The organism is Planococcus massiliensis (assembly GCF_000821325.1).
Lineage (GTDB): Bacteria > Bacillota > Bacilli > Bacillales_A > Planococcaceae > Planococcus > Planococcus ruber.
Map to the genome: position 1 here is coordinate 1596926 of NZ_CCXS01000001.1, position 24795 is coordinate 1621720.

General features: G+C 46.6%; 34 protein-coding genes. 27 read left to right on the forward strand and 7 right to left on the reverse strand.

Features of this window, described 5'->3' with window-relative positions; translation table 11 throughout:
• Positions 1-8 precede the first annotated feature (8 nt).
• Positions 9-653 (reverse strand): SDR family oxidoreductase, encoded by a 645-nt coding sequence (locus BN1080_RS07700; RefSeq protein ID WP_052651450.1) that lies wholly within the window; start codon positions 651-653, stop codon positions 9-11.
• Between the two features lie 181 nt (positions 654-834).
• Here BN1080_RS07700 and BN1080_RS07705 point away from each other — a divergent pair, with 181 nt between their 5' ends.
• The 4 genes from BN1080_RS07705 (at position 835) to BN1080_RS17450 (ending at position 2825) form a co-directional block, all read left to right on the forward strand.
• Complete coding sequence (locus BN1080_RS07705; protein ID WP_052651451.1) at positions 835-1041, forward strand: hypothetical protein; 207 nt, start codon at positions 835-837, stop codon at positions 1039-1041.
• Positions 1042-1066: 25 nt separating this feature from the next.
• Entirely contained in the window at positions 1067-2077 is a 1011-nt protein-coding gene (locus BN1080_RS07710; protein WP_052651452.1) for a S66 family peptidase, read from the forward strand.
• Positions 2078-2092: 15 nt separating this feature from the next.
• Positions 2093-2590: a GNAT family N-acetyltransferase gene (locus tag BN1080_RS07715; protein ID WP_052651453.1), complete on the forward strand. Its 498-nt coding sequence runs from the start codon at positions 2093-2095 to the stop codon at positions 2588-2590.
• Between the two features lie 112 nt (positions 2591-2702).
• A complete protein-coding gene (locus BN1080_RS17450) occupies positions 2703-2825 on the forward strand; it encodes a hypothetical protein (RefSeq protein WP_267882912.1) in 123 nt (40 codons plus the stop codon).
• An 8-nt stretch (positions 2826-2833) separates the two neighbouring features.
• On the opposite strand, the gene BN1080_RS07720 is transcribed toward BN1080_RS17450, so the two are convergent.
• The 4 genes from BN1080_RS07720 to BN1080_RS07735 form a co-directional block, all read right to left on the reverse strand.
• On the reverse strand, positions 2834-3151 hold the full coding sequence (locus BN1080_RS07720; RefSeq protein WP_052651454.1) for a hypothetical protein: 318 nt from the start codon (positions 3149-3151) through the stop codon (positions 2834-2836).
• Positions 3152-3165: 14 nt separating this feature from the next.
• Entirely contained in the window at positions 3166-3378 is a 213-nt protein-coding gene (locus BN1080_RS07725) for a hypothetical protein (protein WP_052651455.1), read from the reverse strand.
• Positions 3379-3498: 120 nt separating this feature from the next.
• Positions 3499-3891 (reverse strand): ribonuclease HI family protein, encoded by a 393-nt coding sequence (locus BN1080_RS07730; RefSeq protein WP_052651456.1) that lies wholly within the window; start codon positions 3889-3891, stop codon positions 3499-3501.
• Positions 3892-3898: 7 nt separating this feature from the next.
• The gene (locus tag BN1080_RS07735; RefSeq protein WP_052651457.1) at positions 3899-4582 is read right to left on the reverse strand and encodes a queuosine precursor transporter; all 684 of its coding nucleotides are present in this window, start codon (positions 4580-4582) and stop codon (positions 3899-3901) included.
• Positions 4583-4727: 145 nt separating this feature from the next.
• Here BN1080_RS07735 and BN1080_RS07740 point away from each other — a divergent pair, with 145 nt between their 5' ends.
• The gene (locus tag BN1080_RS07740; RefSeq protein ID WP_052651458.1) at positions 4728-4928 is read left to right on the forward strand and encodes a zinc-finger domain-containing protein; all 201 of its coding nucleotides are present in this window, start codon (positions 4728-4730) and stop codon (positions 4926-4928) included.
• 120 nt (positions 4929-5048) lie between these two features.
• Here the strand turns inward: BN1080_RS07740 and BN1080_RS07745 are convergent, their stop codons facing one another.
• On the reverse strand, positions 5049-5255 hold the full coding sequence (locus BN1080_RS07745; RefSeq protein WP_052651459.1) for a cold-shock protein: 207 nt from the start codon (positions 5253-5255) through the stop codon (positions 5049-5051).
• A 162-nt stretch (positions 5256-5417) separates the two neighbouring features.
• Between BN1080_RS07745 and BN1080_RS07750 the strand changes: the two genes are divergently transcribed.
• The 20 genes from BN1080_RS07750 (at position 5418) to BN1080_RS07845 (ending at position 21217) form a co-directional block, all read left to right on the forward strand.
• Positions 5418-6050, forward strand: coding sequence for an HD domain-containing protein (locus BN1080_RS07750; protein ID WP_052651460.1), 633 nt, complete (start codon positions 5418-5420; stop codon positions 6048-6050).
• Positions 6047-7930, forward strand: coding sequence for an ABC-F family ATP-binding cassette domain-containing protein (locus BN1080_RS07755; RefSeq protein ID WP_052651461.1), 1884 nt, complete (start codon positions 6047-6049; stop codon positions 7928-7930). The genes BN1080_RS07750 and BN1080_RS07755 overlap by 4 nt, the downstream gene beginning before the upstream one ends.
• Positions 7931-7956: 26 nt before the next feature.
• The gene (locus tag BN1080_RS07760) at positions 7957-9093 is read left to right on the forward strand and encodes a conserved virulence factor C family protein (protein WP_052651462.1); all 1137 of its coding nucleotides are present in this window, start codon (positions 7957-7959) and stop codon (positions 9091-9093) included.
• A gap of 156 nt (positions 9094-9249) precedes the next feature.
• Positions 9250-9540: a hypothetical protein gene (locus BN1080_RS07765; RefSeq protein ID WP_052651463.1), complete on the forward strand. Its 291-nt coding sequence runs from the start codon at positions 9250-9252 to the stop codon at positions 9538-9540.
• Between the two features lie 124 nt (positions 9541-9664).
• Positions 9665-10102, forward strand: a complete 438-nt coding sequence (locus BN1080_RS07770; protein ID WP_052651464.1) for a BrxA/BrxB family bacilliredoxin — start codon at positions 9665-9667, stop codon at positions 10100-10102.
• Complete coding sequence (locus BN1080_RS07775; protein ID WP_052651465.1) at positions 10099-10872, forward strand: class I SAM-dependent methyltransferase; 774 nt, start codon at positions 10099-10101, stop codon at positions 10870-10872. Before BN1080_RS07770 ends, BN1080_RS07775 begins: the two co-directional genes overlap by 4 nt.
• A 285-nt stretch (positions 10873-11157) precedes the next feature.
• Complete coding sequence (locus BN1080_RS07780; protein WP_052651466.1) at positions 11158-11751, forward strand: YpjP family protein; 594 nt, start codon at positions 11158-11160, stop codon at positions 11749-11751.
• 72 nt (positions 11752-11823) lie between these two features.
• Positions 11824-12768 (forward strand): thymidylate synthase, encoded by a 945-nt coding sequence (locus tag BN1080_RS07785; RefSeq protein WP_052651467.1) that lies wholly within the window; start codon positions 11824-11826, stop codon positions 12766-12768.
• 30 nt (positions 12769-12798) lie between these two features.
• Positions 12799-13278 carry a dihydrofolate reductase gene (locus tag BN1080_RS07790; protein WP_052651468.1) on the forward strand — a complete coding sequence of 160 codons (480 nt, stop codon included), beginning with the start codon at positions 12799-12801 and terminating at the stop codon, positions 13276-13278.
• A 10-nt stretch (positions 13279-13288) separates the two neighbouring features.
• Positions 13289-14032: a lysophospholipid acyltransferase family protein gene (locus BN1080_RS07795; RefSeq protein WP_052651469.1), complete on the forward strand. Its 744-nt coding sequence runs from the start codon at positions 13289-13291 to the stop codon at positions 14030-14032.
• Between the two features lie 74 nt (positions 14033-14106).
• Positions 14107-14946 (forward strand): DegV family protein, encoded by an 840-nt coding sequence (locus BN1080_RS07800; protein ID WP_052651470.1) that lies wholly within the window; start codon positions 14107-14109, stop codon positions 14944-14946.
• A 39-nt stretch (positions 14947-14985) separates the two neighbouring features.
• Positions 14986-15783: a GDSL-type esterase/lipase family protein gene (locus BN1080_RS07805; protein WP_052651471.1), complete on the forward strand. Its 798-nt coding sequence runs from the start codon at positions 14986-14988 to the stop codon at positions 15781-15783.
• 11 nt (positions 15784-15794) lie between these two features.
• Positions 15795-16373 carry a YpmS family protein gene (locus BN1080_RS07810; protein ID WP_052651472.1) on the forward strand — a complete coding sequence of 193 codons (579 nt, stop codon included), beginning with the start codon at positions 15795-15797 and terminating at the stop codon, positions 16371-16373.
• A 15-nt stretch (positions 16374-16388) separates the two neighbouring features.
• Positions 16389-16919: a peptide-methionine (S)-S-oxide reductase MsrA gene (msrA, locus tag BN1080_RS07815; protein ID WP_052651473.1), complete on the forward strand. Its 531-nt coding sequence runs from the start codon at positions 16389-16391 to the stop codon at positions 16917-16919.
• The gene (gene msrB / locus BN1080_RS07820) at positions 16916-17341 is read left to right on the forward strand and encodes a peptide-methionine (R)-S-oxide reductase MsrB (protein ID WP_052651474.1); all 426 of its coding nucleotides are present in this window, start codon (positions 16916-16918) and stop codon (positions 17339-17341) included. Before msrA ends, msrB begins: the two co-directional genes overlap by 4 nt.
• A 57-nt stretch (positions 17342-17398) precedes the next feature.
• On the forward strand, positions 17399-17614 hold the full coding sequence (locus BN1080_RS07825) for a YozE family protein (RefSeq protein ID WP_052651475.1): 216 nt from the start codon (positions 17399-17401) through the stop codon (positions 17612-17614).
• A gap of 70 nt (positions 17615-17684) precedes the next feature.
• Positions 17685-18389 carry a purine-nucleoside phosphorylase gene (deoD, locus tag BN1080_RS07830; protein WP_052651476.1) on the forward strand — a complete coding sequence of 235 codons (705 nt, stop codon included), beginning with the start codon at positions 17685-17687 and terminating at the stop codon, positions 18387-18389.
• Positions 18390-18494: 105 nt separating this feature from the next.
• Positions 18495-20033, forward strand: a complete 1539-nt coding sequence (locus BN1080_RS07835; protein ID WP_052651477.1) for a lmo1851 family serine protease — start codon at positions 18495-18497, stop codon at positions 20031-20033.
• Between the two features lie 60 nt (positions 20034-20093).
• Positions 20094-20975 carry a CobW family GTP-binding protein gene (locus BN1080_RS07840; RefSeq protein ID WP_052651478.1) on the forward strand — a complete coding sequence of 294 codons (882 nt, stop codon included), beginning with the start codon at positions 20094-20096 and terminating at the stop codon, positions 20973-20975.
• On the forward strand, positions 20972-21217 hold the full coding sequence (locus BN1080_RS07845) for a hypothetical protein (RefSeq protein ID WP_052651479.1): 246 nt from the start codon (positions 20972-20974) through the stop codon (positions 21215-21217). Before BN1080_RS07840 ends, BN1080_RS07845 begins: the two co-directional genes overlap by 4 nt.
• Here the strand turns inward: BN1080_RS07845 and BN1080_RS07850 are convergent.
• Positions 21205-22560, reverse strand: coding sequence for an MATE family efflux transporter (locus BN1080_RS07850; protein ID WP_052651480.1), 1356 nt, complete (start codon positions 22558-22560; stop codon positions 21205-21207). The two genes, BN1080_RS07845 and BN1080_RS07850, sit on opposite strands and share 13 nt — an antisense overlap.
• 145 nt (positions 22561-22705) lie before the next feature.
• Here BN1080_RS07850 and BN1080_RS07855 point away from each other — a divergent pair, with 145 nt between their 5' ends.
• On the forward strand, positions 22706-23800 hold the full coding sequence (locus BN1080_RS07855) for an undecaprenyldiphospho-muramoylpentapeptide beta-N-acetylglucosaminyltransferase (protein ID WP_052651482.1): 1095 nt from the start codon (positions 22706-22708) through the stop codon (positions 23798-23800).
• 39 nt (positions 23801-23839) lie between these two features.
• Complete coding sequence (dapF, locus tag BN1080_RS07860) at positions 23840-24793, forward strand: diaminopimelate epimerase (RefSeq protein WP_052651484.1); 954 nt, start codon at positions 23840-23842, stop codon at positions 24791-24793.
• Positions 24794-24795 lie beyond the last annotated feature (2 nt).

Sequence of the window (24795 nt, forward strand, 5' to 3'; positions counted from 1 at the left end):
CCGTTTTTTTAGAGCCGGTTTAAGGCTTCTTCAATTTCGTCATCGCCTGATATGATTTCAAATGTTTTATTGAAGACATGGAGATTGTTGAGCGAATGCAAAAGGACTTTGGCAACATCTTCCCTTGGAATCGGGCCGGCGTCGACATATTCCGTCGCCTTGATGCGCCCGGTTCCGGGATCATTCGTAAGAAGGCCCGGCCGGATAATGGTATAGGTCAAGCCGCTCGCACGCAGAATATTATCCGCATGGTGCTTTGCCACATAGTACGGGGCAATGTCATCGCCCCACATATCCCGCCGGTCCGCGTGGATGGCGCTGACCATAAGAAAGCGGTCGGTTCCGGTCTGGCTTGCCGCTTCAATGGTTTTCGCCGCACCGTCGAGGTCGATGAGCAACGTTTTGTCGGCTCCTGTACCGCCGCCGCTGCCGGCAGTGAACACGACTGCATCGCAGCCGTCCATCGCGGCCGCAATTTCTTCCACCGTGCCTTCGAGGCTCGTGACGACCGTCTCCACATTCAAGCTATTAAAATAACTGATTTGTTCTTCAACGCGAATCATCGCAATCGGTGTATGCTCCGGGCTGTCAGCCAGCAGTTTGACAAAATGCCTGCCGATCTGGCCGTTTGCGCCTACCACTAATACTTTCATTGCATTTCCTCCTCAAAGTACTGTATTTACTCTTCTCATACCCTTCATAATTTTCTTTAATCGGATGAACCACAATTCATTTCGTGTAAATTTCGAAAATTTTTCTTTATATCTAAAAGGTGTTTAGTATAATGTAACTAATCTCTTTTCTTTGATAAAAAATGATTTCTGGAGGTATTAAATGAATTCCGAGAAAGCAAAAAAGAATGCTAAATACAATGTACATAATGATTCAGCCGGCCTTTCCTTCGGTGTAGCACATATGAGCAGCAAACCTTTAGACAAAGAAAGAAGCCCTTTTTGGGACTTTATTACTCAAACGTTCTTATTTATATTAGGTGGAGTTATTCTTTGCGGAATGCTCTATCTACTCGTATCATTTACATAATGACAAATTTTAAAGGAGATTGGCTATGATTCGATATCCAGCGCGGAAAATTGAAATGATCGGCGTCACCGCCCCATCGTCCGGAGTGGGGCCGGCTGATCACGGCGTTCTTCAATCGGCAATTGAGCGTTTAGAGGAACGCAATTTCAAATTGAAAATCGGAGAGACTTCTTGGACTCAGGCTGAAGCAAAGTCTGCAGATGCAGAAACGCGGGCAGAAGAGCTGATGGAAATGTTAAACGATGAATCAGTGGATCTCATTATGCCGCCATGGGGCGGGGAATTGTTGATCGAGGTGCTGGAACATATGGATTTCGGTGCGATACCCGAAAAATGGGTGATGGGCTATTCGGATATCAGCTTGCTGCTCCTTGCAATTACATTGAAGACAGGAATTGCGACTGCCCATGGCACCAACCTTGTCGATTTGCGCGGACCGGAATCTGACAGCACGACAGCGAGATGGCTGGATGTGCTTCATACTCGCAAAGGCGAGTCCATCAGCCAAGTTTCTTCTGAGAAATTCCAGGAGAAATGGGACCATGAAAATCCATCGCCGGTCATCTTTCATTTAACCGAAGAGACAGAATGGAAAACAGTTTCCGGTGAGCCGGAACAATTTTCAGGCCGGCTTCTGGGAGGGTGCATGGATGTCATCCGCCACATCATCGGTACGCCTTTTGGAAATGTGGAAGCTTTCAGGGAAGCGCATATTCCAGGGGAGCCGGTGCTGTGGTATTTGGAAAACTGTGAAATGAACGTGGCTGACTTAAAGCGCACATTGACGCAAATGAAATATGCAGGCTGGTTTAACCATATCTCGGGCATCATCTTTGGGAGAAGCCCTGCAAATGGGGAAGTCGGCGGATATACCGTTGAAAAACTGTATGAAGACCTATCCGAAGAGCTCGGTGTTCCGATTGCCTACGACATCGATCTCGGACATGTCCCTCCGCAAATCACATTCATCAACGGAGCCTTTGCGGTTATCGATGTTGAAAAGGGCAAAGGGAAAGTCACACAGGAATTTAAGTGAAAAGGACGAATATAAATGGAAATCCGAATTTTAACCGCTGAAGATGCCGAATTTTATCGGGAACTTCGCATTGAGGCATTGATGCTTTCACCTGATGCTTTTGGTGCTACATTAGAAGAAGCGCTGGATAAACCGGTCGAGAAGACAGCGGAACGATTGTCTTCGCCTTCAGCTACTACGTTCGGGGCTTTTGTCGGCGGCAGGTTGTTGGGGAATGTCACTTTAATGCGCAACACACCGGCTAAGCTGCAGCATCGCGCCAATGTGGTCGGGGTATACGTGACGCCTTCCGCCAGAGGGCGGAAGATTGCAAGCCGGTTGATGGAGGCCTTGATTGAGCATGCGAAGAGCCTAGAAGGCCTTGAACAATTATACTTAGCGGTCGTCAGTGGTAACGGGCCCGCCATCGAATTATATCAGAATTGTGGATTTGAAAAATACGGGACGGAGTATCGTTCGATGAAAGCGGAAGGCCGTTATATTGATGAAGACCTTATGGTGAGATTTTTGTAAGGAAAATGAAGGGAAGCTCGGAAAAAAGCATTTTTTTATCCTAAAACCTCCTTTTGGCTATCATAAGCGAAGGGGCTGTGCAAAAGGAATGGGAAAGATAGGAGGCAGGCGCATGTCCTTCATGAAAGACGTCAAAGAAGAAGCGGAAATCCGCAAAAAAAGAAATCAGATCCGCATTGCCACTTGGGTAATCGTTGCCATCGTCCTCGCGTTGGTATGGTATTTCACCAGATAAAAAAACCGTCATTGCGACGGTTTTTTTCTGTTCTGCGAGATTTCAACAAGCACCGCCACTAAAGTGAAGGCAATCAGCACGTTGACAAGCGCAGCATCCAAATATTTGTCTCTGAGAATAATGGCCACCGTCAATGCATAGAACAGCCCCTGCGATATCTTGGCAATTCCCGGCACTGCATCTTTCGGATAGCGGAGCCGGGCAAGCTGGAACAACAAAAATGCCAGCAAGAGCACCAAATAATAGGGCCAACTAAACTGTTCGATCCAATTATTGATGACTCCGAAAATAATTAATGGAATAAAATAAAACAGTAATGAATTCAAGAAAACTCACCTTTTCATCTTTTATTGGAATTCTTTCGCTGCCTGTCGGCAATCGCCTTGTAAAGGTTGGCTACAGAAAAAACGAGGGCCAGCGTGACGATGATGATGGAAATGATGGGATAGGCGGAAACGCCGTTCTCCAAAATTTCAACCACCCGTGTGTAAAGAATCCACGGTCCAATCAATAGAATGAAAATATCGAGCGCCGTTCCTAAATTAAACTTCATCTAATTCCTCCAATAGACAGGCTGATTTCAGTGTAGCAGAATTATTTTCATGCGTCTTGATGGAACTCGAAAACAAAAGCCGCTATCTGGTGGATAAGATAACGGCTTTAACTATCAAGTTTATTTTTTATTCGCCCGCAGTTCTTTTCTCGCTAAATCATCTGCTGCGCGGTTTTGGGAATCGGGAATCCATTTGATGAAGCAGTATTCGAAGGAGGCAGACAATTGAAGTGCTTGTTCGAGCAAGGGTTTGAACTTCGGATTTTTGATAAACCCGCGTTCAAATGCTTCAACAGTCACTTGCGAATCCGATTTAACAGAGACCATGCCGCTCGTCAGTTCCTTGGCTAGTTCTAGCCCTTTTACCAACGCAGTAAACTCGGCAGTATGGTTATCCATTTCTCCGATATAGCCGCTCCATTTGATCAAATGGCCTTCGCCCCGGATGAAAACGCCGACCGCACTCACTTGCGGAGAACCGGCAGTAGCCGCATCAATAAACACTTCAAGCATAGGTCACCTACTTTTCATCAATGGGTTTCAGTGCCTTGGCAATATAGCCAAAAGGCGTCGACATGACGGAAACGACAAATTTCAGAATATACGTGGATAGGAAAATTTGAATCCAAACATCGAATGGGAATACGCCGTAAAAAGCGATGCTCGTAAAAATCATTGTGTCGAACAACTGGCTGATTAAGGTAGACCCGTTGATCCGTATCCATAACTGGCTATCTTTTGGAAATAATTTGCGGATCGCAGAAAATATAATAACGTCCAAATGCTGGCTGGCCAGATAGGCCACCATGCTCGCAATGGCAATTTGCGGAATCAATCCAAAGATGGTTTGAAGGGAACCATCCGCAATATCGCTTTCAGCCGGGATGAATTTCAACCCGAGCTGCATGACAATCACCATGATCAGCAAAGAAGAAAATCCAAGCCAAACGGCTTTTTTCGCTTCTTTCTTGCCGTATTTTTCATTCAGGATATCGGTTGCGAGAAACGTCGAAGCATATAGGCTGTTGCCGAGAGTCGCCGTCAATCCGATGATTTCAATTGTTTTGGTTACTTGGATATTCGCCAGAACAGTAGACATGGCCACCCAAGCAAACAATCCGGTCTTGCCGAAGAATTTGTACATGAGCAGCAGCAAGACAAAGTTGACCACGGCAAAGCCGAGGCCTAAAAACTCGTTGAACAAAATAATTTCCTCCTTAGTTTTGGTAAAGCGGGAGTTTACGAACCGCTAACATAATAAAAAATGTCCTTTGCCAGTATAACGATTGTTGCAAAAAAAGACAAATTAGGAGTAAAATAAACGAATGGCATTTTGAAGGGGTGACAGTTTGAACAAGCTTTCAATAATCAATGAGATTGATGAAATGATGGAAACTTATTGCGAAGGTTGTTTCGTCCGCAAACAAATACGCAAAGAGCAGGGCAAGACAGCGGCTCACCGTTTTTGCATCAGCCATTGTTCAGTCGGGACGCAGCTGCAGTTTTTGGGAAATGAATTAAATAAAGTCGGCACGGAACATAAATCGTAAGAGTAGGGCGAGAAATCGTCAAAAAAGCCGGGATGCGAATGGTTTCGCATCCCGGCTTTTTTAATGTCCCCCACATAAAAAAGGGCCATACACGTCCTTCTGGACTAAAAATTTCAATCGTCAACTTTCAATTTCAATTACATTTGCGGCTTGCGGCCCGCGGTTCCCATCAATAATTTCAAAGGAGACGGTTTTTCCTTCTTGCAATGTACGAAAGCCCTCACCTTGAATTCCGGTAAAATGGACGAAGACGTCATCGCCATCATTATACTCGATAAAGCCATAACCCTTTTCCGTATTAAACCATTTCACTGTTCCCTGGTGCATGCACGTTCCCCCTATTATTGATATTGTAGCGGTACCATGAAAAAACCGGTTACGGTTGGATTAAACTATACAGGAAGCGCTATAAATCGTCAATCTCCCGGGCAGGGGCGGACAAAGTGAGCGGAGAAAAGCTATAATAGAAGAAAAGGAGTCCAATAATCCATGCAAAAGCTAGTTGAGCAATGTGAAAAACACGTCAAAACAATTTATGAAAGCTTTGATGCGAGCCATGACTGGCAGCATATTGAAAGGGTGCGGCAAAATGCCCGATTGCTGATGGAAAAAGAGCAAGCCGATGCATTGACCGTTGAACTTGCCGTGCTGCTGCACGATGTATCAGACCCGAAATACCGAAAGCCCGGAGAAGACTTGGAATCTGAAATATTGCAGCGCCTCGATTTGACGGCAGAGCAGCAGCAAAAAATAAAAACGGTGATCGAGTCGGTATCCTTCAAAGGAGGAAACGGAGTGAAAGCGGCATCGATTGAAGCGGAAATCGTCCAGGATGCAGACCGGCTCGATGCGCTCGGGGCTGTCGGCATTGCCCGGACTTTTGCTTTTGGAGGTGCAAAGGGGCGCAAACTATACGACTGGGAAGAGCAGCCGAGGCAAAAAATGACGGAAGAAGAGTACCGGGCAAAACCGACAAGCAGCGCCACCCATTTTTACGAAAAACTATTATTGCTGAAAGACCATATGAATACGGAGACCGGAAAGCATATCGCTGAAGAACGCCATCAGTTTATGATATCCTTTTTAGAGCAACTTAAAAAAGAAACGGATGGGAATCAATGAGCCATTTAAACATTACGAATTTAACGAAAACAGTCGGAGCGAAAACGCTTTTTAAAAACGTAGAATTTTCTTTGTATCCAGGAGAGCGCGCCGGATTGATCGGTGTGAACGGAACAGGGAAATCCACTTTGATGTCTATTCTGGCTGGAGACATGGAAGCCGATTCCATATCGATGGACCACCCGAAAAAATACCAGATCACCTATTTAAAGCAGGAGCCGGAATTTGATGAATCGCTGACGGTATTGGAAACGGTGTTTTCCGGAGATTCACCGATTCTTGCCTTGAACCGTTCCTATGAACAGGCGCTAAAAAATATGATGGTCGATTCCAGCTCAACGCAGCTGCAGGATGAACTGATGAAAATCCAGGAAGGCATGGAACGGGAAAATGCATGGGACATCAATGCACTGGCGAAAACAGCATTGACGAAGCTTGGCATTGATATGTTTGATTCGCCCGTCGGGAATTTGTCAGGCGGCCAGAAAAAACGGGTGGCATTGGCGAAAGCTTTGATTGAGCCGGCGGATCTGATTTTGCTGGATGAGCCGACCAACCACCTTGACGCGGTTTCAACCGAGTGGCTGCAGGAAACGCTTCTCCGGATGGGAAGCGCCATGCTATTTGTGACGCACGACCGCTATTTCCTCGACGCAGTTTCCACCCATATTTTTGAACTGGCCGACCAGACCATGTATACCCATAAAGGGAACTACGGCGATTACCTGGAAAACAAAGCGATCCGGGATGAAATGGCTGCCAGTTCCCAGCAAAAGCTGGAAAACCGGTTCCGTTCTGAACTGAAATGGATTCGCCGCGGAGCGAAAGCCCGTTCGACGAAGCAGAAAGCCCGCATCCAGCGCTTTGAAGAAATCAAAGAAAACGTCCAAAAAGAAAATGACAATACCTCGCTTGAACTGTCGATGCAAAGCCAGCGACTTGGCAAGAAAATCATCGAAGGGGAGAACCTGTCGATGGCATTCGGCGATAAAGTCATTTTCCGGAATTTCGATTTTCTTTTGCAAGGCGGCGACCGCATCGGGATTGTGGGACCAAATGGCGCCGGCAAATCGACCTTGCTGAAGATCGTTGCGGGAGAGTACGAGCCGACGGAAGGCAAAATCGAATACGGAAGCACCGTGAAAATTGCCCACTTCACACAGCATTTGCCGGAAATGGATGAATCCCAGCGCATGATTGAATACATCCAGGAAATTTCAAGCGATTATGAAGCGGCGAAAGGCGTCCGATTGTCCGCAACGCAAATGCTGGAACGGTTTTTATTTCCTTCCAATGCGCACGGGACGCAAATCGGCAAATTGTCCGGCGGTGAACGGAAGCGTTTGTATTTGCTGAAACTCCTGATGGAGCAGCCGAATATTCTCTTGCTCGATGAGCCGACGAATGACCTTGACATCCAGACGCTTTCTGTGTTGGAAGACTTTTTAGAGAACTTCCCGGGCGTCGTCATTACGATATCGCATGACCGTTTCTTCCTTGACCGGATCGCCCGGAAATTATGGACGACCGGCACGGGCGAAATTCTCGAATACCAAGGGTTGTATTCCGATTTTATTAAAGAAAAAGCAGAACCGGCAGCCGAGGTTCCGGAAATTGCAGAACCGGTTAAACAAGAGACGCCGAAAAAACAGCAGCCCAAAAAGAAACTGACGTTCAATGAGCAGCGGGAATACAATGGGATTCTCGATGAAATCGCGGAACTTGAAGCGAAGATTGAAAGCTGCGAAGAAGAAATGGCCACCGCCGGAGCGGATTTTGAAAAATTGAACCGGCTGACGTTGGAAGTGGATGAACTAACTGCAAAATACGACGAAAAGATTGAGCGATGGACCTATCTTCAGGAAATCGCCGAATCATAAGGAATTACATGCAGGAGGGATAATTTATGAAGATTATTACGATTGAACCGACCCCGAGCCCGAATACGATGAAAGTGATCATTGACCAGGAATTGGCGTTCGGCAAGAGCCATAATTACAATAAAGAGAATTCAGAAGCTGCCCCGGCAGAAATCCAGCAGATTTTGGCCATTGACGGCGTAAAAGGCGTTTACCATGTAGCCGACTTTCTTGCGGTTGAACGGATTTCAAAATTCGACTGGGAAAACATTTTAGCGGCTGTCCGCAACGTTTTTGGCGGCATGAACAGCACAGCAAATGATGAAATTGAAATGGACGAGCATTACGGTGAAGTCTACGTCCATGTCCAGCAATTCAAAGGCATTCCGCTGCAGGTAAAAGTTTTTGACAGTGCTTCTGAAAAGCGTTTTGCTATGTCAGAGCGTTTCGTCACGGCCATGAGCACCGTCATGGACCCTACAGAGGAAAACTATTTACTGCAGCGGAAGTGGGTGGATTATGGCGTCCGCTACGGCGACAAGGAAGAGATCGTCAAGCAAGTGGCAGAAGAGCTGGAAGCAGCCTATCCGGCAGAACGCTTGGAGGCGATGATTGAAAAAGACCGTTCTGCAGAGTCTGCCGAACCGGTTGTGCGCGGCAGAAAAGTCACGCTCGAAGAATTCGATGCACCGGACTGGCAGACGCGTTTCCAATTGCTCGAACAGATGAACGAAGGAGAGCTCAGCGATTTGCCGCTGCTGGAGCGGGCGCTGCAGGATGAGAAAATGTCCATCCGCCGGCAAGCGGCCATTTTCCTTGGGGACATCAAAGACAAAGACGTGATCCCTTATCTGGAACTTGCGATGAGAGACAAAAGCTGGGCGGTCCGCAGAACAGCGGGCGACACGATCAGCGACCTCGGCTTTGAAGAATTCGAGCCGATCATGATGGAAACGTTGAAAGACAAAAATAAGCTCGTCCGCTGGCGTGCGGCGATGTTCCTTTATGAAACGGGAACAGAGGCGGCACTCCCTGCATTAAAAGAAGCGGAAGAAGATCCGGAATTTGAAGTGAAGCTCCAAATCAAAATGGCGATTGCCCGCATTGAACAAGGCGAAGATGCCAAGGGCTCAGTCTGGAAACAAATGACCGAAGCGAGACAGGCAATGAAAGAAGAAAAATAAAAAGAAGAGCCGGAAGCGCGTCTGCCAAGCAGATCGAGCTTCCGGCTCCTTTTTTATCGAAATTTGAGGTTTTCAACTTCGAACTATGAGGTAAACTGCAAGTAAATACAAGAATGGCCAATCAATCATAACAGTCAATCAGATGGAGGCGAGCCTATGGAAGAAGATATCTACTCAATCGAACTATTGCACCAAGGCAAATACGAGTCGTGGGATTTCGGCGGCGAGGAAAAGCGCAACGAATTCTTCGAAGACATTAAAAACAACTTCAAAGGGCATGAAATCGAAGATCAGGAAAATGCGGAAGATACACGAATCGTCCAGTTATCTGCCACAAGCCTTCAGATTAAAAAAGACGGCGTCTCCCAAACCGTTCCATATGAATGGTATGATGCAGATTCCTATGAAAAAATTCTGGAATACATCAACAATAACTACAGCGAGTGAAGAGAGCGTCTCCACGGGAGATGCTTTTTTTGATGGAGGCAAAGAATACGAAAAGCTGTTTGCGGTGAAAGTGGACGTGATTTGCGTTAGAATGGAAGAGAATATACGATAGGGGGAATCTGAAATGAACGCATATGATGAGTATATGAAAGGCATCGTCGTGCCGATGCGCCAGGAATTGACGTCTCACGGCTTTAAAGAACTATTGACGGCAGAAGCAGTGAATGAACATATGAGTGAAGCGGAAGGAACAAGTCTGGTGGTCATCAACTCCGTATGCGGCTGTGCGGCAGGGCTAGCACGTCCTGCGGTAATCGAAGCATTGCAGCAGACAGCTGCTAAACCGGATCATTTGGTAACGGTGTTTGCCGGGCAGGACAAAGAAGCGACTGCACAAATGCGCCATTATTTTGAAGATGTGCCGCCGTCTTCACCTTCAATTGCCGTTGTAAAAGATGGCCAACTCGCTTATTTCATTCCGCGGGAGCAGATTGAAGACCATGACGTGGAACACATCCGCGACCATTTGGCGCAAGTGCTTGAGCAGGTTGCCGGCGAGTGAAGACAATTGTGACCACGGCATACCGGCCGAACCAAAAAACGGACGAGCTGGCCGCACGGGTTTCAGAAGAACTGGCCATTCCATTTGTGCTCCGCCGGAAACGCTCGATCGAACGGATCCATTCCGATGAACAAGCCGATGTCTTGGTTGCAGCAAAAGAACGGCTCGAGTTTTACCCGGTAGGTAAAACGGAGCCGTTCTTTTTTCATCCGAACTCGGCAGCGTTCCGGACGAAGCGGCCGCTTGATCAGGATCCGTTGATTGAAGTATCAGGCCTGTCTGAAGGCGATTGCCTGATCGACTGTACGCTTGGGATGGCATCGGATGCCATCGTCGCCTCTCAAAGAGTAGGGGGGAACGGGCGGGTCATCGGCTGTGAAGCCCATCCGACTTTAGCATACGTCGTATCGAACGGGCTGCGGGCATACGAATCGATGCCGCATTTAACGGAAGCGATGAAAAGAATCCGGGTTGTAGCATCGGATGCAGTTGAATTTCTGAAGACGTGCGATGACCGATCAGCTGATGTCGTCTATATGGATCCCATGTTCACGGAAGAAATTTCGGAGTCCTCCAATTTCCTTCCGCTCCGGGGAACGGCTGAAGCCGGCCAGTTGACGGAAGAATGGATGGCACAGGCAGTCCGTGTATCCCGGAAAGCGGTTGTCCTGAAAGCGCATTTCCGCTCAGCGGATTTTGAACGGTACGGCTTTGCAAGGCGCGTCCGGCCGAATACGAAATTCCATTATGGGGTTATCAGCTGCCGATAAAATTTTATCGCAAAAAAACTTTGCACAAAAAAACTTCCTAATCGCTTAGGAAGTTTTTTTCTTAGTCTGTAAAGTTTAATGAAGTCAAATATCCAAGCATGAATAGTAGTCCAAGACCGATTAATAATGATGCATCCATGAAAAGTTCCTCCTTTTTCGAAAAAACAGAGCTATATGATTAATTTTATTGTACAATGAATTTCAAGAAGATGAAACCTTTACACAAGAAATTCGTTTAAATAAACAATAGAGTTACTAAAATGTTCAAAATTGTGGGTGATATGGATGAAAAGCTGGTGGCAAAAATCATTAATGATTGCAGTGGCCGTATTGACTTTAGGGGCGATTTCCCCGAACCATATGATTTGGGAGAACTTGCTCGACGATAAAGCGCCAAGCAATTCGCAAGCTGCAGCAGGCAACGAAAAACAATATACATACGATTTTCTGGATCCGAGTGAACTTTATTACAGCAGCCAGTCTGTCTTGGACACGGTACATAAAGCCGCAGAAGAACAGGCTTATGTCAAATTCGGTTCTCGCATCGGCCCGGTGATCCAAGATGAATTCCAGACATCGATCCTGCCGAATATCCAACAGGCGATCAATGACCATTTAGCCGGACTCGACCCTGATAAACAAAGGCTGTTGGCAATTTCCGAACGGCCATCCGGAGACCACGCAGAAAAGATTTTCCACGTCTACAACAGTGAAACCAACAAAGACTTGATCCGTTTTCACGTAAGAACAGAGAAAAAACCGCAGGAAGGCTACTTCTTCAATTTCCATTACCATGTGGCTGAAGATAATTTCCAGCAGCACATTGCCCTCGGCGATATTTATTGGTCCAAAAATACACCGCCGAAATGGCTTTCTTAAAACCGTTGCATTTTGAACGGTTTTTTTTGTTGGATTTTGTTATGATAATGATAACAATGGAGGCGAATTAAAATGAAACAATATTTGGATTTATGCAAGCATATTTTAGAAAATGGCACGAAAAAAGAAGACCGGACAGGAACCGGCACTTTAAGTGTTTTCGGCTATCAGATGAGATACGACCTTAATGAAGGCTTTCCATTGATGACTACAAAAAAAACGGCGTTCCGGCTCATTGTTTCAGAACTTTTATGGTTCATTAAAGGCGATACGAATGTTAAGGCTTTGCTCGCTGAAAACAATCACATTTGGGATGAGTGGGCTTTTGCCAAATGGATTGAAAGCGATGAATATAAGGGACCGGATATGGCCGACTTTGGCCGGCGCGCTCAAAAGGATCCGGCATTTGCGGAAGTATACGGGCAGCAAATGGCCTTATTCCAGCAGAAAATTCTGGAGGAACCGGGTTTTGCGGAGAAATACGGCGATCTTGGACCGGTTTATGGCCAGCAATGGCGCTCCTGGGCTAAAACGGACGGCGGCTCCATCGACCAGCTTAAAAATGTGATCCACGCGATTAAAAACAATCCGGATTCACGCCGCCACTTGGTAACTGCCTGGAATCCGGAATTCGTTGACGATATGGCGCTGCCGCCTTGCCACACCATGTTCCAGTTTTACGTCGCAGACGGCAAGCTTTCGTGCCAGCTGTACCAGCGCAGTGCGGATGTTTTCTTAGGCGTGCCATTCAACATTGCATCCTATGCATTGCTTACGCATCTGGTTGCACGGGAATGCGGCCTTGGCGTAGGGGATTTTGTCCATACCACAGGAGATACCCATCTTTACGTCAACCATTTGGAACAAGTGAATGAGCAATTATCGCGCGAGCCGAAAAAGTTGCCGGTCCTAGCCATAAACGAAGAAGTCGAGTCGATATTCGACTTGAAAGTGGAGGACATTCAAGTCGAGGGCTACGATCCGCATCCGCGCATTAAAGCACCTGTAGCGGTTTAACAGCTGCAGACGAATAATGGAGGGGTTTCATTGATTTCATTGATGGTTGCACATGACCCGAATCGGGTTATCGGGATAAATAATGAACTGCCTTGGCATATTCCGGAAGATCTGGCGTATTTCAAGAAGCATACTGTCGGCAAGAGCATCATAATGGGACGGAATACGTTCGAATCGATCGGACGCCCGTTGCCGAAACGCAAAAACATTGTCGTAACGAGAAACGAGCATTACCATGCGGACGGCATTGAAATCGTCCATAATCTGGATGAAGCGATGGAACGGGGCAAGGGCATGCATGATGAAATCATGGTGATCGGCGGCGAGCAGGTTTTTAGGTCCATTTTGCCAAAAGCTGACCGTTTGTATATCACGTTGGTGCAAAAGGAATTCGAAGGCGATACGTTTTTCCCGGAATACGGAAATGAGTGGGCATTGGTTTCCCGGTCTGACCATCTTTCTTCTGCAGGCATCCCGTTTTCCTATCTTGTTTATGAGAGAAAGGGCTGATTGAAGGAAGATGTATAATTCGATCAAGACGTTTTCATTTTTATTCGGCTATTTGCCGGTTGCAGCTGTAAACCTTAAAAAGTTTAAAGCGCAAAAAGCCGGTATGGGAAAAGCGGAATATGATGCGTTGATCCATTCTGAGCCGCAGAAGTGGGCAGCCGGCATCATGAAGCGGACAAAAAGCACCGTTGAAATCGGCGGATTGGAAAATCTTCCGGAAGGCCCTGTCCTGTTTATCAGCAACCACGAAGGGAATTTTGATATTCCGGTGCTGCTGTCGTCCATTCCAAAGCCTTTTGGATTCATTTCCAAAAAAGAAGTGAAGAAGCTGCCGATCATTCCGCATTACATGGAAGAAATGAATTGCGTCTTCCTGGACCGGACAGACCGGAGAAGTTCTTTCAAATCGATTGAAGATAGCATTGAAAAACTGAAAAACGGCCATTCCATCCTGATTTTTCCGGAAGGGACGAGAAGCAAAGGCGAAGGGATCGGCGATTTTAAATCCGGTTTTATGCGCATCGCCAAAGATGCAGGCGTGCCCATTGTGCCAATTGCCATCCATGGAACTTCAGCAATCATGGAACAAAACAATAATAAAATCCGTCCAGCTCAAGTATCGGTGAGGGTTTTGGAGCCGATCGGTGCTGAGTTGATAAAAGAAACGGATGCAAAAACCTTGATTCCGCTTATCCGTTCAAAAGTGGAACAAACGGTGGCAGAAATTGAAAGCAAAAAAACAGGTCTTCCATAGATCTGTTTTTTTACACGAATAAAGTGGCGTTTAAACGGACCGATTAAAGGAATATAGGATGTAGGAGTGATTTTATGCCGAAGATACACATTGTAACCGATTCAACAGCAGATTTAAAACCCGATATGATCGAAAAATACAACCTCCATGTGGTGCCGTTGAATATCCAAATCGATGGCAAGAGCTATTTGGACCGGGTGGACTTGGAACCGAAATCGTTTTTGGAGATGATGGCGACATCTAAAGAATTGCCGAAAAGTTCCCAGCCTGCCCCAGGAGTATTTAAAGACCTCTATGACCGTCTGGGTGCAAACGGCGATCAAGTGCTGTCCATCCACATGACCGGCGGCATGAGCGGAACCGTGGAGTCTGCACGGGCAGCTGCCGGATTGACAGACACGGATGTGACCGTGATCGATTCCCGCTATATTTCCCACGCACTCGCTTTCCAGGTTTTCGAAGCTGCCGATATGGCGGCTGAAGGCAAGGCCATGGAGGAAATTGTAAAGAGAGTAGAAACAATCAGAGAAAACACGAAACTGTTCGTAGTAGTGGATACGCTGGAAAACTTGGTAAAAGGCGGACGTATCGGAAAAGGGCGTGCCATGATCGGCTCATTCTTGAAAATCAAGCCGATTGCCTCCCTTGACGGCGGAGAATATACGCCTGTCGCGAAAGCCCGCAGCTATAAACAAGTTGTTCAATACTTAATGGACGAGTTCAAAGAGCGGACTGCCGGCAAGACCGTGAAAGGCATCGGAATTGCCCATGCGGAAGGATTGGCAATGGGCGGTCCGCTAAAAGCGCAGCTTGAGCAAGAAGGGCATACGGATATTAAATTTGACTACACAACCCCGGTCATTTCGACGCATACAGGAGTTGGAGCTATTGGTTTCATGTTCTATACAGACTGATCGGACGGTCAAATGGACTCTGCTAAAGGGGCGACTAAATTGAAACGCATCCTGTTTATCATCTTTTTAGCAGCGGGAATTTTGGCGGGATGCAGCTCTTCGTTCATTTTTGGGAAAGACGAAGCCGAACCAAGAGTTCCGATCGCTTTTACTGAATATCGCGTGCCGCCCAATTTCGTGCCGCAAGCGCTCATTATTACAGCGCTTGGCGACTCGCTTTCGCAAGGGGTTGGCGATACCGAGAATTTTGGCGGCTATACCGGCAGACTGGCGGACGAGATCAGTGAATGGCCAGGGGTGCGGGGGACGATCGTTGAAAATACCGCCAAGCGGGGACGCCGAAGCGACCAATTGCTGGCCATGTTTCCGAAAGGTGCATTGACCGGCCCGATTTCAGAGGCGGATTATGTCACGATGACCATCGGCGGGAACGATATCATGAAAATTGTAAAAAGGGACCTTTTTTCTTTGAATATCGAAGCTTTTAAGGATGAACTGGTTTTATACGAAAATCGCTACCGCACTATTTTCAAATCCATCCGCGCAATCAACCCTTCTGTCCCCATCATTGCGATCGGCATTTACAACCCATTTTCTTTGATTACGGATGAAGTGGAAGAGTTTGATGAAATCATCACCAATTACAATGACGCTATGAAAGAAATAACAGAAGAAGATCCGCTGGCGTGTTTTGTGCCGGTGGAGGACTTGTTTGTCAGCAATGATAATCTCGTTTACCATACAGATTTTTTCCATCCGAACAGCAAAGGCTATGAGCTGATGACGGAGCGGATTCTTGAAAGAATGGGCGAATGCGGATTTAGCTATCAAGAGTAGGAGGGGTTTAATTGAAGATATGGCGTGCCGCTTTTTTAGTGCTGCTGACAGTGAACATACTCGCTATCGCCGCATTATTCCTATTGATTACTACACCATCAGAAAAGCATTCATTAGCGGATCAAAACGCAGCTGGGAATAATCTAGCCGGGAACTCGGTAATCGTCAATGTGACAAAAGACGATTTTGAAGGAATTGCTAATACCTACATCCAGCAGGCGATGGCGGATCAGCCCATCCCTCTTGCTTTATCGGTCGATGATGATGTAAGTTTGTCGACTGAGCTGGAAGTATTTTCGGTCAAGCTGCCGATCCTTTTAAGTTTTGAGCCTTTTGTGCAAGAAGACGGCAATTTGCGGCTTCAGCAAAAGTCGGTCGAGGTCGGCATGCTGGATATTCCGCCTGAATCTGCGTTAAAATTACTAAGAGACTCAGTAGAGCTTCCGGAATTTATGGAAGTTGAGCCTTCCGAGGAATCAGTGTTGCTGAAATTGACGGAAATTCCGCTGGATGGCGGAATAGCGGTAAGGGCAACCTCTTTCAATCTCGAAGAAGATGATATACGATTGCGTGTAACGATTCAGAGATAAGGACGGTGGAATTGGATGAAGACAGAAAAAGCGACATTTGCAGGCGGCTGTTTTTGGTGCATGGTCAAGCCATTTGATTCCTATGACGGAATCGAGTCGGTGGTAAGCGGCTATACAGGCGGCAATGTGCCGAATCCGACGTATGAACAAGTATGTTCAGAGACGACCGGCCATTACGAAGCAGTGCAAATCACCTTTCAACCCGAAATCTTTTCATATGAAAGACTGTTGGAAATCTTTTGGAGCCAGATAGATCCGACAGATGCCGGCGGCCAATTTTTTGACCGCGGCCAATCGTATCAAACGGCGATTTTCTACCATTCGGAAGAACAGCGGTTAGCAGCGGAGCAATCGAAGCAGGATTTAGAGAAATCCGGCAAGTTTTCAAAGCCGGTTGCAACCAAAATTCTGGAAGCCAAGCCATTTTATTTGGCAGAAGATTACCATCAGGATTATTATAAGAAAAACCCTGCCCATTACAACCGCTATTCGGTTGGATCGGGAAGAGCAGGGTTCATTGAAAGAAATTGGGGTGGACAATCATGAAAGAAGATTTAAAAGCAAAATTGACGCCGATGCAATATCATGTCACGCAGGAAAATGGGACGGAGCCGCCGTTCCAGGGCGAATATGATCAATTGTTCGATGACGGCATCTATGTAGATATCGTTTCAGGAAAACCGCTTTTCAGCAGCAAAGACAAATATGATGCCCATTGCGGCTGGCCGAGCTTTGCAAAACCGCTGGAAGGTTCAGAAATCAAAGAAAGCTTTGATACGAGCCACGGCATGAGAAGAACGGAAGTCAGAAGTGCGACGGCAGATTCGCATCTCGGACATTTGTTCCCGGACGGACCGTCTTCGCTTGGCGGCTTGCGCTATTGCATCAATTCGGCTGCCTTGCGTTTTGTGCCTAAAGACCAGTTGGATGCAGAAGGCTTATCTGAATACAAACAGCTATTCGAATGAGGGGATGCCCGGACAAATGTCCGGGCTTTTCCTTGCCAAAATAGAGGAGGGGAATGGGTGAAACGCTCTTTTTATCAATTTGCGCTGAAATACCGGGGCAAGCTCGATGCAGATGATTTCTCGGAATTTGCAGAGTCCATGTTCTTAGACCACAGCTTTCCGAAAGCATCGGAAGACTTCGAAGAATTGTCCAGATATATTGAAGAACGGGCCCATCCCGTATTGAAAGCTTCGACTTTTGATGCGATTTGGGATGAATATAGGAGGCTTTAAGGTAATCGATTGCACTGGCTCTGAAAAAACAGTATGATTAGAACGACTAAAATAAAGTGAGGTTTTATAAATGAGTGTTCACATCAATGCAAAAAAAGGCGATATCGCCGATACGATCCTACTTCCGGGAGACCCGCTTCGCGCAAAATATATTGCTGAGACTTTCTTAGAAGACGCAGTATTGTATAACGATGTCCGCAACATGTTCGGATATACAGGTACATATAAAGGCAAACGCATTTCGGTTCAAGGAACTGGAATGGGCGTTCCTTCAATTTCCATTTACATCACGGAATTGATGAACGAATATGACGTACAGAAATTGATCCGCGTCGGTACTTGCGGTTCCATCCATGAAGATGTGAAAGTCCGCGACGTTATTTTGGCGCAAGGCGCATCTACAGATTCAAAAATGAATGAAATCATCTTCAATGGCGTAGACTATGCTCCGCTTGCAGATTTTGATTTGCTATTGAAAGCTTATAACGCTGGCCTTGAAAAAGGATTGAACTTGCGCGTGGGCAACGTTTTCACTGAGGACGTTTTCTACAACGAGTTTGCAGAACATGAAAAATGGGCTAAATACGGTGTCCTAGGCCTGGAAATGGAATCAGCTGCACTTTACACGTTGGCGGCAAAATTTGGCCGTAAAGCATTGTCTATCTTGACTGTCAGCGACCACTTGATCACTGGAGAAGTAACAACTTCAGAAGAGCGCCAGACAACTTTCAATGATATGATCGTTGTAGCGCTTGATGCTGCTATCCAGGAATAGGAACAAAAAAAGAGACTGTCTTGACAGTCTTTTTCTTTTAATTTTTAGCCAAGCCTGATAAAATCTATAACAGTTTGATTGGCAATTATGAAAGTGGTGAAAATGATGGATGAAAAGCGCCCAGGTGAGGAGCACGAACAGATCCCGCCGGCAGAAGAAGCTCCGTCCCATTTTATCCGGATGAAAACATTCTATTTTATCATGCTTGTTGTTGTTCTGATATTATGTACAGCGGGGTTAACCGTTTTTGCGTTGACGTTCGGAGACGAAAAAGCGGTGGAAGTGACTTCTCCACAGAGAAGTGAATTCCAGAAATTGTATGCAGCATATGATCAGCTGCATGCTGAATACTACGAAGACCTTGATGACCAGGAATTGATCAATGGCGCTATTAACGGCATGATCGATTCATTGGATGATCCTTATAGCGATTATATGAATAAAGAAGAGGCTTCCCAGTTTCTTGAAGGCATTTCTTCGAGCTTCCAAGGAATCGGAGCGGAAGTGCAGGAGCGGAACGGCTACATCAGTGTCGTATCTCCGATCAAAAATTCTCCAGCTGAAAAAGCGGGAATTATGCCTGGCGATATCATCACACAAGTGGATGGCGAAAGCATTCAAGGAATGAGTGCTTCTGAAGCGGTAATTTTAATCCGCGGCGAAAAAGGTTCTGAAGTGACCTTGACAGTGAAGCGCGGTGAATCGGCAGAGCCGATGGAATTTAAAATCATCCGCGATGAAATTCCCATTGAAACGGTTTATGCAGAAATGATCGGCGACAATGTTGCCCATATTCAAATTACCAGTTTCTCGGAAAACACATATGATGAATTGCTGAGCGCGATTACAGATATGGAAAAAGAAGGCATGGAAGCCCTCGTGATGGACGTTCGCCAAAATCCGGGCGGGTTGTTGACAACTGCTTTGGATATTTCGAATTTGTTCATTGAAGAAGGAAAAGAAATGTTTGAAGTCCAGGCCAAAGGCGAAGAGCCTGAAGTTTACATGTCTTCACCTGGAACAAAAGTAAAAGTTCCCGTCACATTGTTGATCGATGGCGGATCGGCTTCTGCCTCTGAAATTCTTGCAGGTGCAATGAGTGAATCTGCGGAAATCCAATTAGTCGGAGAAAAGACTTTCGGGAAAGGGACCGTACAGACAGCAAGTGACTTGGAAGACGGTTCGAACTTGAAATTTACGACGGCCAAATGGTTGACGCCGGAAGGCAATTGGATTCATGAAAAAGGCATTCAGCCGGATAAGGAAGTGGCCTATCCGGAATATGCATCATTGCCGATTTTAGATCCTTCGGTTGAACTGAAAGATGGGACAATTTCAGAAAACGTGCGGACAGCAGAGAAAATGCTGCAAGCGCTTGGTTTTGAAGTTGGAGAAATCGACGGTGTATTTGAAGAAAACCTTCAAGAAGCGGTAGAAGCGTTCCAGGAGGAAAATGATTTGGAACCGACAGGCATCGTAACGGGAGATACAAGTTTTGCCATTATGGATGCACTGCGCTTGAAAATTGAAAAAGACGATCCACAGCTTCTGGAAGCGAAGAAAATCGTGATGGAAGAAGCCGGAATTTCTGCTGAAACTGAAAAAGAAACAGAAGAAGCAGCGACAGAAGATGCAAAAGAGTAAATTTGAGGTCCGCTCCTAGCGGGCCTTTTTTATCTACATTCCATTTGAGGGGGAACCACAGTGAAAGACGTCTATTTATTCAGCGGCTTTTTAGGAAGCGGAAAAACGACGCTATTAAAAAATATCATTCAGCAAGCGAAAGAAGCCGGCCTGAAGCCTGCGGTCTTTATGAATGAGCTTGGCCAAATGAATTTTGACTCGGATGCAGTGGAAGACGGCGTGCCGTTAAAAGAATTATTGGATGGCTGCATCTGCTGCACCGGCTCCGAAAAATCGGAAGCTCAAATCCAAACTTTATTGGCTGAAGAGGAATTTGATCTGCTGTTGATCGAAACGACCGGTGCGGCCCATCCGGTAGAAGCTTTAGATGCAATTTTCTCTCCGTTATTTGCGGAACGTTTGAATTTCAAAGGAATCATTACCGTAGCAGATGGGAAGCGCTGGCTTGACCGGGGCCAACTGAGCCCGCAGATCCGTTCATTGTTCATCGAACAGATTCGCCACGCGGACTTAATCTTGGCCAATAAGATGGATCTATTGAGCGAAGCGGAACAAGGAAAAGTGACTTTCGAACTTCAGGGCCTGAATTCATCCGCTTCAATTTTGCAGACGACCCATTCAAAAGTTCCTTTTTCCATGCTTGAGAAATTGACTGCTTCGAAGAAAGGGGCAGTCGAATCCGCTCCAGTTTCCAAATTGAACTTAAATACACGCGTTTTTCCATTTGCAAAACCAGTCAAACGGGAAGACTTTGAAGCGTGGCTGCGCGCATTGCCGGAAACGGTTTACCGCATAAAAGGGTACGTGCCGCTAGAAGGGGATAAATACCCGCATGCGTTTCAATACGCTTACGGAATGGCCCAGTGGCTGCCGGAATACATGAAGATGAACACGCAGATTGTTGTAATCGGAGAAGGGATTGAAGGAGTGGAGCTGCCTTGATCGATGCTTACCGGAAGCTATGGAAAAATCGTGCCGGCGTTTTAGAGATTGAAACAGATGCTCAGCTGGAACAGGCTATCCGCATTGAATTAAAAGATGAACTGACCCATCCGCGCATTCGGAAGCCGGTCGCAGAAAAGCTGGCTTTTGCGGCTGAACGGATCGGACAATCCGATTTGGCTGAAACAGAGAAAGCCCAATTGCTCGACCTATATAAAAAGATTGCTGCTCAACTTGGCTGAGCGGCAATCTTTTTTTGTTTGATCAATAATCGAATGGACAAAGTGAAGGCACCTGCTGAGAGGCCGGCGATCAATCCGATCCAATAGCCGAACGCTTCGAAGCCGGTGTAAGCGGCCAGCATATAACCGACGGGCAGGCCGATGACCCAGTAGGAAACGACGGCCATGACAAACGTGATGTTTACGTCTTTATAGCCTCTCAGTGCACCTTGCACCGGAGCTTGTATGGCGTCCGATACTTGGAACAATGCGGCGAACACGAGGAACTGGATCGCGAGCTGGATCACTGCCGGGTCCGAAGAATACAGGGCGGCGATGTGTCCGCGCATGAAAAACAGGATGCCGGCGGAAGCGAAGCTGAATGCCACTGCACTTGCAACACTGAGCCAGCTGTACTGTCTAGCGTCCAAGAAACGTCTTGCGCCGACTTCAAATCCGACAAGGATAGTGGCGCCCATTGAAATGCTGAGCGGCAGCATGTACAGAAGCGATGTGAAATTGATTGCAATTTGATGCGCTGCAATTGTTATGGTTCCATACGTACTCATCATTAGCGTGACGGCGGAGAAAATACTTGTTTCTGCAAAAATTGAAATGCCGATCGGCACGCCGATTCGGCTGATTTCGGAAATTCGCGCTAGCGATAGTTTCGTCCAAGCCCTGAAGATGGCGAATTCGGCAAACGGTTTTCTTTTATGGATGATCCAGACAGCGATAGCAAGCACAAGCCAATACGTAATGGCGGATGCGTAGCCTGCTCCGGGACCGCCGAGTTCCGGAAATCCGAAACTGCCGAAAATCAGCAGATAGTTGAAAAAGACATTGATGGGCGCTGACATCAGCGAGATGAACATGGAGACGCGGGTCGCTCCAAGTGCATCGATATAGGAGCGAAGGGCATTATAGGCGAATAGCGGAATGAGCCCTAAACTCATTGCGAAGATATATTCCGCTGCGACCGCTTCCACTGCCGGTTCCAGGTCCATCAAACCAAGGAGCGGATCGATACCGAACAGGAAAAACAGAAAAACGGCAACCGCCAATAGAATGGCGACATAAATTCCGTGCTGGACCGCATCTTTTACTTCTTCTTTTTTCTTAGCCCCCATCAATTGTGCTACAATTGGAGTGATGGACATCAGTATGCCGGCTAGCCCGATGTACACGGGAACCCAAAAAGAAGAGCCGATGGAAACGCCGGCCAAATCTTCGGTTCCATACCGGGCAGTCATATAGATATCAAAAAAAGTGACCAAATACATGGCAACTTGTGTAATGAGTATCGGCAAAACGATTTTGAAAAGCAATTTCAGTTTTTCAGATTTTGTTTTAGTTTCGACCATGATCCATCCTCCAGTAAGACACTCCGTCCGCATGTTAAGCGGACGCAAATAATTCAAATAAGCCTAAGTATAGCATAGAAAACCCGTGCATTTAGATGCACACAAGACAGAATAAAGAGATATTTTCTAGAGAGTAGGATACAGAATGAAGAAAAGAACGATTTTATTGACAGGCGGCGGCACTGCCGGGCACGTCTCGCTGAACCAGGCCATTCTTCCGGAATTGCAGAAGCTTGGCTTTAATGTAGAATACATCGGATCGAAAGACGGCATTGAAAGTGAACTGATTCCGGAGACATTTCCAGAAGTGCCGTACCATGCCATCTCCAGCGGCAAACTGAGACGCTATTTCTCCATGAAAAACTTCTCAGATCCTTTCCGGGTAGGGGCTGGATTGCTACAGGCGCTAAGCATTATCCGTAAGACAAAGCCGGAAGCGATTTTCTCAAAAGGCGGCTTTGTTTCGGTGCCGGTTGCCATGGCTGGGAAAATGTTAGGTGTTCCAGTCATCATCCACGAGTCCGATGTAACTCCCGGCCTTGCAAATAAAATTGCGATGCCGTTTGCCAACCATATCTTCACCGTGTTCAAAGAGACGCTGAAGCATGTGCCGGCGGAAAAATCAACTTGCACCGGTTCCGTTATCCGCAGCGAATTGATGGAAGGCTCCGCTGAAATCGGAAAAGAATTGTGCCATTTTGAATCGGACTTGCCGGTATTGATGATTATGGGCGGCAGCCAAGGCTCGGCTGTTGTCAATGAAGCAATCCGCAGCAACTTGCCAGCCTTGATGGAAGCGTATAATGTCATCCATTTATGCGGGAAAGGCAATTTGGATGCATCGTTGGAAAACCTTCCTAATTATTGCCAATTTGAATACGTTACAACCGAACTTCCGCATCTTTTGCATATGACGGATTTTGTCGTATCGCGGGCAGGTTCGAATTCAATATTTGAATTTTTGGCTTTGAAAAAACCGATGCTGCTCATTCCGCTTTCTCGGCAGAAGAGCCGTGGAGACCAAATTTTAAATGCCCAATTGTTCAAACAGCAAGGCTTTGCCCACGTCATTGAAGAAGAGGATTTGACGCCTGAAAATTTCCTTTCCGAAATGCAAAAGCTTCATTTGGATGAAGATTTGCTTGTGGAAAACATGACGATGGCAGAACCGCCGAAAACGTCCAGTGAAATGGCCAAACTCGTGATTGCCCATTCTAAGGCCCGCTATATTAAGAAATAGGGTTCCGATATACACAAATTTTTAGCCAGGAGTGACGAAATGGAAATTACTTTATTGAAAGTCCATGGTTCCATGAACACGTTTTATTTGCTGGAAGGTCCGGAAAACGATCATTACGATCAGTTGGCCGTCCAGTTAGCGAAGATGGATTCTTCCGTCGACGGCTTGCTCGTTGTCTTGCCCTCTGACAAGGGCCAGGCAAAAATGCGGGTCTTTAACCGCGATGGGTCCGAAGCGTCGATGTGCGGCAATGGATTGCGCTGTGTCGCCCGTTATGTATGTGAACGTGACGGATTGGATGAAGCTGTTATTGAAACGATGAAAGCTTCATTGGCAGTGAAAAAGGAGCAGCCGCTTGGTGATGGAAATGCTATGTACGCGGTGGAGATTTCACCGGTTTCATTCCAATTGGCTGATTTGCCGATGGTTTATGAAGGGAATAGCGAATGGCTGATGAAGCCGCTTCCTTTCATTTCGGAAGAAATTGCTTTTTCTGCAGTGGCTGTTCCGAATCCGCATCTGATCGGAATTGTGCCAAAAGCGTATCTACAGGACGATAGCCATCAGAAAAAATGGGCGGAAACGTTCAATGGCCCGAATGGCTATTTTTCAGATGGCGTGAATGTCAGCTATGTGACGAAAGTGGAAACCGGGATTTTCGTCAAGACGTTTGAGCGCGGCGTCGGCTTTACCAATGCTTGTGGGACAGCTATGACCGCCTCCGCATTAATCAGCTGTTTATCGGGTATGGTCCCATACGGAGAAGTGACGGTCTACAACCCGGGAGGCATGGTGAAATGCCGGGTAGAAAAAGAAGGCGCTGATTTTAATCTCGCTTTATCGGGCAATGCCACCTACCTTTCGCGCCACCGCTTTGAATGGGCAGAAGAACTGGCAAACAGCAAATTTCTTTCGTCAGAGACTTTTGATGAACAGGAAGACTACGAACGCTTCATTGATAAAGTAGCGGTGAAAGCTAAACAATTCGTTTAATA

Coding starts and splice junctions, on each gene's coding strand:
- BN1080_RS07700 (WP_052651450.1), bottom strand. CDS start 653: ATGAAAGTATTAGTGGTAGGCGCAAACGGCCAGATCGGCAGGCATTTT.
- BN1080_RS07705 (WP_052651451.1), top strand. CDS start 835: ATGAATTCCGAGAAAGCAAAAAAGAATGCTAAATACAATGTACATAAT.
- BN1080_RS07710 (WP_052651452.1), top strand. CDS start 1,067: ATGATTCGATATCCAGCGCGGAAAATTGAAATGATCGGCGTCACCGCC.
- BN1080_RS07715 (WP_052651453.1), top strand. CDS start 2,093: ATGGAAATCCGAATTTTAACCGCTGAAGATGCCGAATTTTATCGGGAA.
- BN1080_RS17450 (WP_267882912.1), top strand. CDS start 2,703: ATGTCCTTCATGAAAGACGTCAAAGAAGAAGCGGAAATCCGCAAAAAA.
- BN1080_RS07725 (WP_052651455.1), bottom strand. CDS start 3,378: ATGAAGTTTAATTTAGGAACGGCGCTCGATATTTTCATTCTATTGATT.
- BN1080_RS07730 (WP_052651456.1), bottom strand. CDS start 3,891: ATGCTTGAAGTGTTTATTGATGCGGCTACTGCCGGTTCTCCGCAAGTG.
- BN1080_RS07745 (WP_052651459.1), bottom strand. CDS start 5,255: ATGCACCAGGGAACAGTGAAATGGTTTAATACGGAAAAGGGTTATGGC.
- BN1080_RS07750 (WP_052651460.1), top strand. CDS start 5,418: ATGCAAAAGCTAGTTGAGCAATGTGAAAAACACGTCAAAACAATTTAT.
- BN1080_RS07755 (WP_052651461.1), top strand. CDS start 6,047: ATGAGCCATTTAAACATTACGAATTTAACGAAAACAGTCGGAGCGAAA.
- BN1080_RS07760 (WP_052651462.1), top strand. CDS start 7,957: ATGAAGATTATTACGATTGAACCGACCCCGAGCCCGAATACGATGAAA.
- BN1080_RS07765 (WP_052651463.1), top strand. CDS start 9,250: ATGGAAGAAGATATCTACTCAATCGAACTATTGCACCAAGGCAAATAC.
- BN1080_RS07770 (WP_052651464.1), top strand. CDS start 9,665: ATGAACGCATATGATGAGTATATGAAAGGCATCGTCGTGCCGATGCGC.
- BN1080_RS07780 (WP_052651466.1), top strand. CDS start 11,158: ATGAAAAGCTGGTGGCAAAAATCATTAATGATTGCAGTGGCCGTATTG.
- BN1080_RS07785 (WP_052651467.1), top strand. CDS start 11,824: ATGAAACAATATTTGGATTTATGCAAGCATATTTTAGAAAATGGCACG.
- BN1080_RS07795 (WP_052651469.1), top strand. CDS start 13,289: ATGTATAATTCGATCAAGACGTTTTCATTTTTATTCGGCTATTTGCCG.
- BN1080_RS07800 (WP_052651470.1), top strand. CDS start 14,107: ATGCCGAAGATACACATTGTAACCGATTCAACAGCAGATTTAAAACCC.
- msrA (WP_052651473.1), top strand. CDS start 16,389: ATGAAGACAGAAAAAGCGACATTTGCAGGCGGCTGTTTTTGGTGCATG.
- msrB (WP_052651474.1), top strand. CDS start 16,916: ATGAAAGAAGATTTAAAAGCAAAATTGACGCCGATGCAATATCATGTC.
- deoD (WP_052651476.1), top strand. CDS start 17,685: ATGAGTGTTCACATCAATGCAAAAAAAGGCGATATCGCCGATACGATC.
- BN1080_RS07835 (WP_052651477.1), top strand. CDS start 18,495: ATGGATGAAAAGCGCCCAGGTGAGGAGCACGAACAGATCCCGCCGGCA.
- BN1080_RS07850 (WP_052651480.1), bottom strand. CDS start 22,560: ATGGTCGAAACTAAAACAAAATCTGAAAAACTGAAATTGCTTTTCAAA.
- BN1080_RS07855 (WP_052651482.1), top strand. CDS start 22,706: ATGAAGAAAAGAACGATTTTATTGACAGGCGGCGGCACTGCCGGGCAC.
- dapF (WP_052651484.1), top strand. CDS start 23,840: ATGGAAATTACTTTATTGAAAGTCCATGGTTCCATGAACACGTTTTAT.